Origin of the sequence: Eggerthella lenta DSM 2243 (assembly GCF_000024265.1) — a bacterium.
GTDB classification, from domain to species: domain Bacteria; phylum Actinomycetota; class Coriobacteriia; order Coriobacteriales; family Eggerthellaceae; genus Eggerthella; species Eggerthella lenta.
Genome location: NC_013204.1, coordinates 2,239,625 through 2,252,808, shown reverse-complemented (window position 1 = coordinate 2,252,808; position 13,184 = coordinate 2,239,625). Strand labels below are relative to the sequence as shown.

Annotated in this window: 12 protein-coding genes; all 12 read left to right on the top strand. The window is 53.2% G+C overall.

The window, feature by feature from the left end:
- Positions 1-294 precede the first annotated feature (294 nt).
- The 12 genes from loaP (at position 295) to ELEN_RS09545 (ending at position 13,115) form a co-directional block, all read left to right on the top strand.
- On the top strand, positions 295-807 hold the full coding sequence (gene loaP, locus ELEN_RS09605; RefSeq protein WP_009304219.1) for an antiterminator LoaP: 513 nt from the start codon (positions 295-297) through the stop codon (positions 805-807).
- A gap of 52 nt (positions 808-859) precedes the next feature.
- The gene (locus ELEN_RS09600; protein WP_009304220.1) at positions 860-1,591 is read left to right on the top strand and encodes a sugar transferase; all 732 of its coding nucleotides are present in this window, start codon (positions 860-862) and stop codon (positions 1,589-1,591) included.
- 3 nt (positions 1,592-1,594) lie between these two features.
- A complete protein-coding gene (locus tag ELEN_RS09595) occupies positions 1,595-2,479 on the top strand; it encodes a glycosyltransferase family 2 protein (protein WP_009304221.1) in 885 nt (294 codons plus the stop codon).
- Between the two features lies 1 nt (position 2,480).
- A complete protein-coding gene (locus tag ELEN_RS09590; RefSeq protein ID WP_009304222.1) occupies positions 2,481-3,797 on the top strand; it encodes a nucleotide sugar dehydrogenase in 1,317 nt (438 codons plus the stop codon).
- Between the two features lie 29 nt (positions 3,798-3,826).
- A complete protein-coding gene (locus tag ELEN_RS09585; protein ID WP_226844374.1) occupies positions 3,827-5,308 on the top strand; it encodes a capsular biosynthesis protein in 1,482 nt (493 codons plus the stop codon).
- 35 nt (positions 5,309-5,343) lie between these two features.
- Positions 5,344-6,579, top strand: a complete 1,236-nt coding sequence (locus ELEN_RS09580) for a polysaccharide biosynthesis protein (RefSeq protein WP_009304224.1) — start codon at positions 5,344-5,346, stop codon at positions 6,577-6,579.
- Positions 6,576-7,901: a hypothetical protein gene (locus tag ELEN_RS09575; RefSeq protein ID WP_009304225.1), complete on the top strand. Its 1,326-nt coding sequence runs from the start codon at positions 6,576-6,578 to the stop codon at positions 7,899-7,901. Before ELEN_RS09580 ends, ELEN_RS09575 begins: the two co-directional genes overlap by 4 nt.
- A complete protein-coding gene (locus tag ELEN_RS09570) occupies positions 7,901-9,547 on the top strand; it encodes a cytidylyltransferase domain-containing protein (protein ID WP_015760845.1) in 1,647 nt (548 codons plus the stop codon). Before ELEN_RS09575 ends, ELEN_RS09570 begins: the two co-directional genes overlap by 1 nt.
- The gene (locus ELEN_RS09565) at positions 9,544-10,641 is read left to right on the top strand and encodes an N-acetylneuraminate synthase family protein (RefSeq protein WP_009304227.1); all 1,098 of its coding nucleotides are present in this window, start codon (positions 9,544-9,546) and stop codon (positions 10,639-10,641) included. Before ELEN_RS09570 ends, ELEN_RS09565 begins: the two co-directional genes overlap by 4 nt.
- 19 nt (positions 10,642-10,660) lie before the next feature.
- Entirely contained in the window at positions 10,661-11,158 is a 498-nt protein-coding gene (locus ELEN_RS15930) for an acyltransferase (protein WP_081434197.1), read from the top strand.
- Positions 11,159-11,653: 495 nt separating this feature from the next.
- Positions 11,654-11,875, top strand: coding sequence for a helix-turn-helix domain-containing protein (locus ELEN_RS09550; RefSeq protein WP_009608286.1), 222 nt, complete (start codon positions 11,654-11,656; stop codon positions 11,873-11,875).
- A 688-nt stretch (positions 11,876-12,563) separates the two neighbouring features.
- Positions 12,564-13,115 carry a zinc ribbon domain-containing protein gene (locus ELEN_RS09545; protein ID WP_009304230.1) on the top strand — a complete coding sequence of 184 codons (552 nt, stop codon included), beginning with the start codon at positions 12,564-12,566 and terminating at the stop codon, positions 13,113-13,115.
- The last annotated feature ends 69 nt before the right edge of the window (positions 13,116-13,184 follow it).

Here is a 13,184-nt window from a genome sequence, read left to right as displayed (position 1 = left end):
CGGACTATATACAACATTGCATGATCGTTAAGGGAGGGAAGGGCGCTCGTCGCCTTTTTCTTTCGCCGTGATTGTTGTATTTGAGCAACAAATACGGGAGTCGCAAGGCTCGTTACATATCTTGAGAAGGCGAAATCGTCGCAAAGCGCGTTCCGTCGATCGACAAGAGGATGAATAGATGCGCAGCCGGCTCTGCATGAGCGGCCGTTGCCTGAGGGCGGCGGCGGGGCGCAGCTATTCATCCTCTTTTCTTTTGACGGAGCGGTTCGACATGTGCGAGGGAAAGGAGCAGGCATGTGGTACGTGGCGCAAGTGCAAGCGGGTCGTGAGTCCTCGACGCTCGAGATGTGCCGCCGTTTGGTACCGCCCTCCGTCATGGAGGACTGCTTCATGCCCGAATACGAGGTCATGTGGAAGATCCGCGGCGAATGGCGCCTGGTGAAGCGGCTGCTGTTCCCGGGGTACCTGTTCTTCGTGACCGATGACCCCGAGGCTCTCAATAGGGAGCTGTCGCGCGTGCCCATGCCCATTCGTCTGCTGGGCAACGAGGAGAACTCGTTCTTCCCGCTCACTGGTAAGGAACGCGACTGGTTCCTGTCGTTCATGGACGGCAACCATACCGTGCGCATGAGCGAGGGCTACATAAGCGGTGACAAGATCACCGTCACGCGCGGTCCGCTCATGGGCTTCGAGGGCGACATCCGCAAGATCGACCGCCACAAGCGTCGCGCCTACATCGACGTCAGCCTGTTCGGTCGTACCGTCCCCGCCAGCGTCGGTCTGGAAATCGTGAGGAAGTCCGCATGAGGCTGAATCGCTCAACGGGGGGGGGGGTGCTGACCGCAAGGGTCGTGTGCTGGTGGTTGAAACTCAAACGACAACAGAAGATTTACTCGAAGGCGGCACGCTAGCGGCGGAAGCCGGGGAAAGCGCGTTCGCTGTTTCTGAGGAGGAGCACGTCGCTGAGACCGCCGGGAACGGTCTGGTCTACCGCTTTGTTAAACGCGCTTTCGATATAGCGTTCTCGCTGTGCGTGGTCGTTGTTGGCTTGGCGCCGATCGCGCTGCTCTTACTGATCATTCGCCTCGAATCCCCCGGTTCGCCGATATACCGCCAAGAGCGCATCGGCTATCGCGGCCAACCGTTACGCATCTTCAAGCTGCGCACCATGGTGGCCGACTCCGACGATGTCGAGAAGCATCTGAGCCCTGAGCAGCTGGCGCAGTGGAGAAGCGAGCGCAAGGTGGAGGACGATCCCCGCGTCACGCGAGTCGGGCGCTTCCTGCGCAGGACCTCCCTCGACGAGCTGCCCCAGTTCCTCAACGTGCTTGCTGGCTCTATGAGCATCGTGGGCCCGCGTCCCGTGGTGGCCGACGAGCTGCCTGCGTACGGTACGGATGTGGACGCTTTCCTGAGCATGAAGCCCGGCATCACCGGCTGGTGGCAGGTTCAAGCAAGAAACGATGCAACCTACGAAGACGGCAGTCGCCAACAACTTGAGCTGTACTACGTGCGGAACGCGAATCTCAAACTGGACGTGGTTGTATTTCTCGAAACATTCAAATCCATCATCAACAAGACGGGGGTATGAGCGTTGTCTTCTGAAGTGGAGTCTTTACGCGACGATAAGACGCGCGCCTTCGAAGTGCGAAAGTTCTGCTCCATACACGCCGGCGCTGACGAGCATCTGATCGAGTTTTGGGAATTCGGCGAGGCCGACGCCCCACTCGTGAGCATCATCATTCCTCTTTACAACTGCGAGCGATATCTGGCTGAAACATTGGATTCGATCGTATCTCAAAGCCTGTCTTCCTGGGAGGCGATTCTGGTTGACGACTGCAGTTCGGATGGATCGCTTGAGATAGCCCTTCAGTTTTCGGAGCGGGATCATCGTTTCGTCGTATTGAGAAACGATTGCAACAGGGGAGCGGCTTTTTCTAGGAACAGGGCTTTAGCGGCTGCGTGCGGCAGGTTTATTGCCTATTTGGATTCCGACGACTACTGGAAGAAAGAGAAGTTGGAGAGGCAGATCACCTTCATGACCGAGAACCGTTTCGGAGCATGCATGACGTCGTACGAGACGGTGAACGAAGACGGAAGCTTTCGCAACATCGTTCATATCGATGAGCGTCTCGACTATAAAAAATTTCTGAAAAAACCTCCCACCTGCTCGCACACGATCATGTTCGATACCGAGCTCGTCGATAAAAAAGCTCTCGTCATGCCGGATATACGAAAAAGGCAGGATGCCGCAACGTGGCTCCAGGTTATAAAGCTGTACGGATGTCTTCATGGGTTCGATGAAGTGTTGGCGGCGAATAGGAAGCGAAGCGATTCGCTCAGCGCGAATAAGGTTTCGGCAGTGAAGGGAACATGGTTCCTGTATACGGAGATTGAAGGTTTGAGCAAGCCATATGCAGGCTACTGCCTGTTTTGGCAGATGTTTCATGCAGTTCTGAAGAGAATAGGAAAACGGTAAAGTGAGCGTGTACCAAGATTTGGTCGAGCGGAAGACGAAGCTATCCCTTATCGGACTGGGATATGTTGGCATGCCGATAGCGGTTGAGTTCGCTAAGCATATCGAAGTTGTCGGATTCGATGTCAACGAAGAGAAAATCCGCTTGTACCGAAAGGGGGTCGATCCGACGAAAGAAGTAGGCGACGAGGCGATCAGCTCCACAGGCGTCGACTTCACGTCGAATCCCGAACGTTTACGGGAAGCGCGTTTTCATATAGTTGCTGTTCCTACTCCGATCAATCAGGACAAGACCCCCGATCTGTCGCCGGTTGTTGGGGCGTCGACCATGCTTGGCCGTCACCTTGAATGGGGTTCGATCGTGGTTTTCGAATCTACCGTCTATCCTGGGGTCACGGAGGACGTATGCGTTCCTATCCTTGAGAGGGAATCCGGATTGCGGTGCGGCGTTGATTTCAAAGTGGGTTACAGTCCTGAGCGAATCAACCCCGGGGACAAAGTCCATACCTTGACCACTATCCGAAAAATCGTTTCGGGCATGGATGATGAGTCCCTTGAAGAAATCAAACGCGTGTACGACATCGTGATAGAGGCAGGCACCTATCCGGTCTCCTCGATCAAAACAGCTGAAGCAATTAAGGTAGTGGAGAACTCCCAGCGCGATATCAATATTGCCTTCATGAACGAGCTTGCCATGGTCTTCGACCGCATGGGTATCGATACGAGCGAAGTCGTGGAGGGCATGAACACGAAGTGGAATGCGCTCGGCTTTAAACCAGGACTGGTTGGTGGGCATTGCATCGGCGTTGATCCGTATTACTTTACCTACGAGGCCGAGAAGCTCGGTTACCACTCTCAGATCATTCTTTCGGGCAGAAGAGTGAACGATGCCATGGGAGGGTTTGTTGCCGAGACGGCCATCAGGGAGATGGTGCGAGTTGGGCTTGCTCCCAAGTCCTCGAACGTGGTCGTCTTGGGCATTACCTTCAAAGAGAACTGTCCCGATGTTCGAAATTCCAAGGTGTACGACATTGTCATGAGGCTAAAGGAATATGGAGTCGAGCCGTCGGTGGTGGATCCTTGGGCTTCGGGAGACGAGGTGAAGCAGGTTTACGGCATGCAGCTACGCGAGTCGGGTGATATTGCGAACGCAGATTGCCTGATTGTCGCGGTTGCCCATGATGAGTTCAAAGAGCTGGGCTTCGAGCGTATTGATGCTTTCTTCGGAGACAAGCCCGACGAAAGCAAGGTGCTTTTGGATGTTAAAGGAATATTGGACGCGAAGCGCTTCTCGTCTTATGGAAGCTTTTGGCGGCTATGAGTTTGTTTACGGATTTGAACGAACCGGGCGTGGCTGGAGTGGATTACGGGAACAGGGTGCTTCTCGTGCAAGCGTTTCTTGCATTTGAGAATCGCCATGATGTTTTCAGTCGAAATGTCGATGGCATGCACTATTGGCATCTTCTGAGGAAGTGGCTGTTCGACTCGGTATGCAAGCAGGTTCGACGTTTCGAATTCGGTGGGCATCCTGATTTTCATGCGCAGTTTTCAAAGGCTAATATCGCAAGAAGCCTGCCTCGTCTCCTCATGCAGCTGGGTGAATCGCGGAGCGGTATCGAGACGGGGGTAAGGGAAGGCAAGAAGGTTGTCTTTTTAGGCAATTGGAAGAAAACCGCTGGTTCGAACGGCGTTTGCAACGTGTTCCTCGAGGATCTGGCTCGAGACCTTGCAGACGACTGCTCGATTCTGGAGCGTCCCCATAAGCTTGCCCATGTAAAAGACTCCCTTGAAGATCTTACGATATACACGGATATCCTAGAGGCTAGATGGCTTGTTGCTCTTGCAACAAGAAAGTGGGAGAAAGCGTCTCGTTGCGTTTTGTCCGACCTTGCGGAATTGGTGGGGCTGCTCGAGTGTGAATTCGATGTCGAGATTGATCGGGAGGCTCTGGCTAAAAGAACCTCTTACGTGGTGACTGGCTATTACGCGCTTTCGAAATCGTTTCGTGAAATCTTCTCAAGATGGCAACCTGAATGCGTCGTCGAGGTCGAGCATTACTCGGTGTTCTGTCTCGTCTGCAACGAAGTTCTTCATGAGCTGGACATACCGGTAATCGAACTCCAGCATGGGCAAATAGGGCCTGGTCATATTGCGTACAATCTTGATGCGCCGGACTGCGGAAGATACCTTCCTGACCGTATCGCCGCATTCGGTCAGTATTGGATTGACGAATGCGTTGTGCCGGATAGGGATCGACGGATGATCGCCGTAGGATCCATTCCGCTTGAGCGAGGGTTGAAAGCGTCTTTCGACATCGAAAAAGAACAGGTAGACGAGCACGTTCCTTTCGTCTTGGTGGTGTCTCAGGGTTATGACAACGGTGCGGTTTCCTCGTTCGTGTGCGATCTTGCTCGGGATCCGCGTGCGAACGAATACCGCATTGTCGTGAAACTGCATCCTTCCGAAAGAAACTCGTGGAGGGTCGTCCATCCTGAATTGACGGAGGTCGGCACCAGGGTTGAGATCGCGGAGACCGGGGATATCGATTGGTATCTGCAAAGGGCGACAGTTGTCGTAGGGATATCGAGCACGGTGCTTTTCGAGGCTATAGCCTATAGAAAGCGCGTGTTCATCCTGGATACGGTTGACAGTGAAATTGCTCAACCGCTGATGAGGTCAGGTGCGGCCGAGCTTGTGAAGGACGCATCTGAATTTGTGGGGCGCATGAGCGTAGAGGTCGAATCCGTTTCTGACAGCTTGAAATCCTACGTCTGGCACGAGGCTGCGCTCGAGAATACGGAACGGCTCGTTAGAGGCTTTCTTGAGTCCTGATCGGGGCAAAACGGTTATTCGATGATCGTGAAACCATGAAAAAAGACTTCTTGAAAAAAGCATCGACCGATTTCGCTCTCACTATCGGTGCGACCGTGGTTCTCGTAGGGACGCTGCAGCTTCTCGTGTATCCGTTTTTGGCGTGGAAGCTTGACGGCGATCGATACGGTTTGTTCCTGGTGGCGATAGGGATCGTCAACGCGCTTGAGCCGTCGTTCGGGAGCACCTTGTGCAATACGAGGATTATTCGCAACGAACGCTATGAGAAAGCCGGAATAGGACCGGGAGACTTCAAATACCTCCTATCCATTTCTGCCCCCGTACTGGCAGTGGCGACTGCGATAGTGTGCTGGCAACTTCTATCGATGGATCTATTGATGGCGTTAGCTGTTGGGATCCTTACGGGTATGAGTATCGTGAAGGCGTATTGTCTCGTCGCGTTCAGGCTTCATTTCAATTCCAAGAAGCTGTTGCTAGTCAACCTCTTAACTGCTTTGGGTTATGTGGTAGGTATGGGCGTTGCTTTCGCAAGCGGATTCTGGCCTTTCGTGTTCATACTTGGAGAAGCATTTGCCCTCGCATGTTTTGCACGATGCTCAAACGTGTTTTCAGAACCGTATGGCAAAACAAGGCTTTTTGGGTCGTCGCTGCGCACCTATGTGTCTCTTATAGCGAGCAATCTCATCACCTATTCGTCGGTGTACGTTGATCGGTTGCTGCTGTATCCGGCCTTAGGGCCTTCGGCTGTGTCGACCTATTACGTTGCAACCTTTTTCGGCAAGACGTTCTCGTTTTTCTCCTCACCGATCAGTTCCATCATGCTCAGTTACATGAGCGACGGCGTAGTCAAGATAACCGTCCGCAGGTATCACTTAGTGAATCTGTTCATACTCGCAGTGGGGCTTTTCATGTATGCGATTGCCTTCTTCATTGGGCCGCTGTTCGCGATGATTCTCTATCCTACGCTTTATGACCAGGCCTTGTCGTTGATGCCGTTGGGAAATGCAGCATCGATATTTGCGGTTGTCAACTCGTTCAATATGGTCGTAGTTCTTAAAGTTGCCCCGCCCCGCCTTCAGGTTGTTTCGTCGCTGTTCCGTTTGGTTTTGTATGCCGCTTCGATTGCTTTCTCTTCTTGGGTCGGTAGTCTTTGGGTGCTTTGCCTTCTCATGCTCATTTCTAACGCGGTGTCCTACCTATTCACGTATTCAGTGGGGCTTTTCTATATGAAACGTTCAGGAGCTATGGTTCGTACAGGAGCAAATTCGTGATTGCGCAAAAAACTGATACTACAGCGCCGAGCGCGAGAAAAAGTCACATTGGCATTGTGTACTCAATCTTGATGGTTCTTTTGCTGCTTGTTCTTTTTCTCTTGTCGCCGGCAAACAAAGTTTATGCATCGGTGGTTCTTACCGCAGTATTGGTGATTGCGACCGGTCTCTTTGGAAGAGAAGAGCTGGACGAGACAAAGATGTCGTTGCCGATGATCCTTTGCCTTTTCGGCCTTGCTGGTTCGATTCTCCTCACGATGGCGATTTCTCCCTATTCCATGCGGGATTTGTTCATCGACACGAGTTTTCTCCTGCTAACGGTTCTTTTCTTCTATTGCATACGACCGTCCTCGTTCGAGATTAGTCCCTTCATGAAACGCGTCTTTTATTGCCTTGCCCTTGCGGTTGTGCTGGTTTCCGTTTTTCGCCGCGACGCGGAAACTCCTTATTATGTTTTTGGTTCGTACGACAAGAACTATTTTGGCGTGGTGCTGTTCCTGTTTTTCTGCTGGTGCTGGTACGAGAAGCGAAAGCTTGGCGTAGCGGTATGTGTAGTTGCGGCTCTCGTCCTCAACAGCAGGGGATATCAAATGATGCTTCTATGCTTTGCTTTAATAAATGCTGTGATATGGATCAGAGCGCGACGAAAGGGGTCGGTTTCTCAGCCTTCGAGATCCGTGCATCCTGTCGTGTTGTTTTTGCTCTTCGCTCTCATGTTCTTTTCAATCGTGACGTTTAGCTGGTGGTGGAGTACGGCTGTCGTCGGAGGCGATACCGTTTCGGCCTCTTTAGCATCGCGAGGTTTGAATGATACCTCTAATGCTATCAGGTTCAATTCCAATCTTTATGCTATCGAGCAGATTTCCAAGGATCCGCTTTTGATTTTTCGTGGATACGATATCGACATCCGGCGCGTCATGAACATTGGAAACCCTTTTGGCGATAAAGACACTTTGCTCGCGAGTGCTTCGTTGCATGGGTACAGGGTTGTGCAGCCGCACCACGCGGTCATCAACTTGCTTCTTAAGCACGGGGTTCTCTATACAATTTTTTACTTTGCTGTGTTCAGCATTGTCATCGCCCCTTATGCCAGAAAAGAGACGGCTGGCGTTTGGGTTCCGTTTTTTCTTGTCGGCATGGTGATGCATTCGACCATGACGAGTCATTACTTGCTGTTCTTTGTGTTCGTTCTAGCCACGTCGGCACATGATCAAGGTTTTTGTTGTGCGGATGCGAGTAGGGCTGCGAAGAAGTTGGAAAAGTCGCCGAATCAAAGGGTTGTTCGTCGACGTGTCGTCTCCAGGAAAGGTGCCTTCATTTGATGAATGTGGAGAGGAACGTGCTCGCTGTCATTCCTGCTCGAGGAGGCTCGAAAGGGATACCACGAAAGAATATGCGCCTTATGCACGGCAGGCCGTTGATTGACTATGCGATTTCATGTGCAGCAGAGAGCAGCTGTATCACCGATGTTGCCGTTAGCACTGATTCGAGAGAGATACTGGATTTCGTAGAACAGATCGATGGCGTTGTTGCTCTTGAGCGCAGCCCGGAACTTTCCGGAGACGATATTACGCTCGATCCGGTAGTGAATGACGCAGTGGTTCGTGTGGAAGCGTTGCGGGGTGTGCGATACGACATCGTCATCACGATGCAGCCTACCTCGCCTTTGCTAACAGTGCGCACTCTCGATACGGCGATTGAGCGGTTTTTGAATTCCGATTCGGATACGATGGTGAGTGCGACAAACGCTCCTCATTTGAGCTGGGGCAAAGACGGTCGGAATCGTTTTGTTCCGAATTACGAACGACGTCTCAATCGACAGGAGCTTCCGCCGAACTATGTTGAAACCGGTGCATTTTTGGTTTCGAAGCGTTCGTGTATCGGGCCTTCGTCTCGCATAGGGGACAACGTTACGGTTTTTGAGGTCCCTGCTGACGAAGCGGTCGACATCGACACGATGCAAGATTGGATCGTGTGCGAAGCCATGCTCTCTCGAAGGCTCATCGTGTTTCGGGTCGACGGGCATAAGGAGCTTGGCCTTGGGCATGTGTACCGTGCATTAACGCTTGGGTACGAACTGATAGAGCATGACGTCGTATTCGTATGCAATGCACGTCATAGAGAAGGAATCGCCAAGTTGAAATCGGCGAATATGCCGGTTTTAGAGGTGGAGGACGACGAAGAGATGCTCCGATGGCTGGAGGAGCGCCGTCCCGATGTATTCGTATACGATTGCCTTGATAGCGATGCCAGTCTTATGGCTGATGTGAAGAGGTATGTTAAGCGCTTGGTGACGTTCGAGGATTTGGGTGAAGGCGCAAGGTTGGCCGATGCTGTTGTCAACGCCATTTACGAAGGGGCGTCTCCGCATGGAAACGTGTATTCGGGTAAGGGGTACGTCTGCTTGCGGGACGAGTTCCTTATAACGCAGCCTTCGGAAGATTCGGATGAGGTGCGCCGGATTCTCGTCACGTTTGGAGGAACGGATCCGCTCGATTTGACGGCGCGGGTGTACGAACTGGCAAAAAGGCATAATGCAGAGGCAGTGGACGTGACGTTTGATTTCGTTCTCGGCTCGGGATACGACAATCCTGCGGTGCAAAGCGTTCCTGAGTGCGGGATAGAGGTGAGTCGCAACGTGTTGCGCATGAGCGACCATATGCGTAAGGCCGACATGGCTCTTTCCTCCCAAGGGCGCACCACGTTCGAGCTTGCCTGCATGGGCGTGCCTACAATTGTTCTCGCGGAGAACGAACGCGAGCAGCTCCACACGTTTGCTCAAATGGATAACGGGTTCATCAACCTGGGGCTCGGAAGCGAGGTTTCCGACGAAGACCTCGCTTCAACAATAGCGTGGCTTGCGGGGGCGAGGTCCGTACGGCGAGAGATGCGCAAGCTGATGCTTGAGAACGATTTGAGATTAGGGATACGAAGAGTAAAGAGGATCGTTTTGGGAGACGTACTATGAACTTAGAGGATAGGATTGCAAGCGGGGCGTTTACACTCATAGCTGAGATCGGCGTCAATTATTACGATATCGCTCGGCAGCGTGGCATCAGCCCTATGGAGGCGGCAAAGCTCATGTGCAAAGAAGCGAGCGAAGCTGGCGTTCATGCGGTGAAATTTCAGACGTACAAGGCCGAATCGCTCGCTTCCCGACATTCTCCTTCGTATTGGGATACGAGCGAGGAATCCTCAACGAGCCAATACGAGCTTTTCAAGCGATACGACTCGTTTGGAGAGAGGGAGTATCGAGAACTTTCCGTCTATTGCGACTCGATCGGGATAGGTTTCTGCTCGACCCCCTTTGATTTCGAGTCGGCTGATTATCTAGAACCCCTGATGGGGGTATACAAAGTGTCTTCATCCGACCTGACGAACATCCCTTTCATCGAGCATCAGGCTCGAAAAGGCAAGCCTATGATTCTTTCGGTTGGGGCTGGCGACTTGACCGAGATGCGTTCTGCCGTTCAGGCGGTACGCGCCGTGAACGACAGTCCGCTCGCTCTGCTGCATTGCGTGCTCGAATATCCAACGCCGTACGAGCATGCTAATTTGAGCAGGATTGCATCGATCACCCGGGAATTTCCAGACGTAATTGTGGGGTATTCGGACCATTGTAAGCCCGACCCCTCTGCCGAGGTTGTCAAGACGGCTTACGTGCTTGGAGCTCGCATTGTGGAGAAGCACTTCACGCTCGATAAGACGCTTCCAGGAAATGACCATTACCACGCCATGGATCCCTCTGATGCCCGAACGATCCTCGAAGGCGTGTGCTTCGTTGAAACACTACTTGGCGATTCCTCGTTACGACATAGCGAATCGGAAACTGCTGCAAGGGCCAATGCTCGTCGGTCTCTTGTCGCGGCGGCGGATATACCCGCTGGAAGCGTGATAGATAAGGGGATGCTCACGTTTAAGAGACCGGGCACGGGCATCTCGCCCTCGTTGGTGGGGGAAGTCGTGGGAAGGGTTGCTCGCGTGGATATTCCTGCGGATGTCTTGATAGACATGACAATGCTCTCGGATTCTCGTTATTTGAACGGTGCGAGTGACCAATAGATTTGAGAGAGGATGCTGAGTGAAACGGTTGATTTCGAAAGTAAAGCAGGTGCTTTTCGGTGCGGTCGTGAGAACCCGTGCGCGTACGGTGGGCAAAGGTCTCAAAGTGAATCGCTATTCATGGGTATCGAAAAGCGTCGTTCTGGGAGACAACGTTAACTTTAACGGTATGAGAATTGTTGGCGAAGGAGAAATTCGGATCGGGAGCAATTTTCATTCGGGAAGAGGGTGTTCGATAATTGGTTCGTTTCATGACTTCGACTACGGTGATGCCGTTCCGTATGGTATGGCGAAGATTGATAAAGATGTGGTGATTGAAGACAACGTATGGCTTGGGGATCAAGTCATCGTTCTTGGAGGGGCTCATATCGGAGAGGGCGCTGTTATACAGGCTGGGAGTGTCGTCGTCGATCATGTTCCAAAGGGTGCTGTTGCCGGAGGTCATCCTGCCAAAATGTTCAAGATGCGAGATATGGATCATTACGAAGCTCTGAAAGCACAAGGTCGGTTCTTTTGATTTTTCGACAAAGAGCAGGAAAAAAGGGTTGGATCGCGTCTGATAACGAGGTGAACTCATGGAGATATCACGCAGGCGTGATGCTTCGATAGCTTTTTTCTCGGTTATGAAAGGCGATCTGGTCGAGTCGTATCACGGGGAGCTTCGTCGAATTTATCGGAGGCGGCTTCGGTCGTGAGCGCGCAGTAGTCTAGCAGGCAGGAGATCAGCCTTATGGTGTCGGGCTCGTGCATGCCGCTGTTCGCAAGCGCCAGGGTTAAAGAGGCTAGGCCGCTGAGCGTCATGCGCACGTCGGTGAGTTCGTCGACGGCATCGGCTATAGTTTCGATGATCGGTAACTGTCGGAACATCTTAACCTCAAATCCGAATCTAATGAAATAAATCTGTATATTCGGATATTCTAATCCAGAGCTGATGAAAAGGAAATAGTGCTTTTAATCCTCGGCTTTTCGACGCTGCGGTTTGCTGGTAGTCTGTCAGCAGCGAGGAGGAACAATGATGGCTTCCATTAGGTTTTTCAAGCTTTTCGATATGCTTGCGCGGATGGGGTATAAAAAGACCGATCTCAAAACAGAGATAGGGCTTTCGTCAACTACCATCGCCAAGCTCTCCAAAGGGGAGTCCGTCACCACGGACACCATCCTTCGCATCTGCGAGCGATTCGACGTGCAGCCGGGCGACATCATGGAGTACGTCCCCGACGAGGATCAATCCTAGAAGTTCGCTACCCACCTTCAATGCTTTCTTTGTGAGTTGCGTCCGTCACTATCGCTATCCTTCGACTTGCCGCACTCGCTCAGGACGACGGGGGATGGATGGGGCGCTGACCCCGTTCTCTTGTCTTGTTCGGCATCGCGCGGTATTTCGTCCGGCGTTTTTCCAGATCGTGCGATTTGGGAACCGTTTTCGGCACGGTTGACGAGGCTAACATTGTCATGGAAGTTGATTCGCGTCCGCCTCCGCACGGTTTCGCTTGTCGAGGTGCAGCAAAATCGTCGGTTTGGCACATCTCGACGAACTTCGGCCTCGTTTCCCGAAAAAGGCCGAAGCGAAACCCCAGATCGTGTTCGGCGGCCTCCTGGGAATATGGCATCCGGGCGGGTCTGGCGTGCCAAACCGGCGATTTTGCTGCACGCAGGCACTCCGAAACCGTGCGTCGGCCCGGCTCGACCGCGAACCCGCTCATCGGCTCGGCTCGGCCGCGCTTCCGTGCGCCCGGGCTTAGCTTCAGAGTCTGGTAGGGGGCGGCTCTCGAACCAGCCCTCGAATTCAACAGCTTGCGGAAATTACCTGCACGTGAGCTTGTTTTTCGGCAACTTTGCTATAATGACTGATCGTGTGCATGTATTGCGCGTTTTCCATACCTGTGCACCAGTCGCTGAATATACAAGAAAACGAGGTTGAAATGAGCGAACTGCTTAACCAGCTGTGGACTCCTGAACTGCAAGCCGCGTTCACCGTGGTTGTGGTGCTGCTGGTCATCCTGTATGTGCTGTCCATCGTCTGGGTGGTGCGCGATGCGTACCTGCGCGGTTCCTACTGGTACGTGTGGGCTATCGTGGCGCTCGTCCCGTTGCTCGGCATCATCGCGTACTGCTTGCTGCGCCCGCCGCTGCTGCAGATCGACCGCGACGAGCAGGAGCTGGAGATCGCGCTGAAGCAGCGCGAGCTCATGAAGTACGGCGAGTGCGCGAACTGCGGCTACCCGGTGGAAGCCGACTTCGTGCTGTGCCCGAACTGCCACCAGCGTCTCAAGAACCTTTGCGGCACCTGCAACCACGCGCTCGACCCCACCTGGACCGTGTGCCCGTACTGCGCCACGCCCGTTGCCGGTGGTCCGCGCACGCGTCGTGCCCCGCAGCAGCGCGGCGCTCGAACGCAGCAGCCGCAGCAGGCGGCGACCCAGCAGCAGACGAGGCAGGCGCGCCCCGCTCAGTCCGAGCACGGCGTGCAGTAACCACTTCGCAATGCAATCGAAGCCGCCTCGCGAACAACGGGGCGGCTTCGTTGTTTTGTCGCAAAGGCG

Bases quoted from the DNA above. Each gene is read 5' to 3' on its own strand.
- loaP (WP_009304219.1), top strand. From the start codon at position 295: ATGTGGTACGTGGCGCAAGTGCAAGCGGGTCGTGAGTCCTCGACGCTC.
- ELEN_RS09580 (WP_009304224.1), top strand. From the start codon at position 5,344: ATGAAAAAAGACTTCTTGAAAAAAGCATCGACCGATTTCGCTCTCACT.
- ELEN_RS09570 (WP_015760845.1), top strand. From the start codon at position 7,901: ATGAATGTGGAGAGGAACGTGCTCGCTGTCATTCCTGCTCGAGGAGGC.
- ELEN_RS09565 (WP_009304227.1), top strand. From the start codon at position 9,544: ATGAACTTAGAGGATAGGATTGCAAGCGGGGCGTTTACACTCATAGCT.
- ELEN_RS09550 (WP_009608286.1), top strand. From the start codon at position 11,654: ATGATGGCTTCCATTAGGTTTTTCAAGCTTTTCGATATGCTTGCGCGG.
- ELEN_RS09545 (WP_009304230.1), top strand. From the start codon at position 12,564: ATGAGCGAACTGCTTAACCAGCTGTGGACTCCTGAACTGCAAGCCGCG.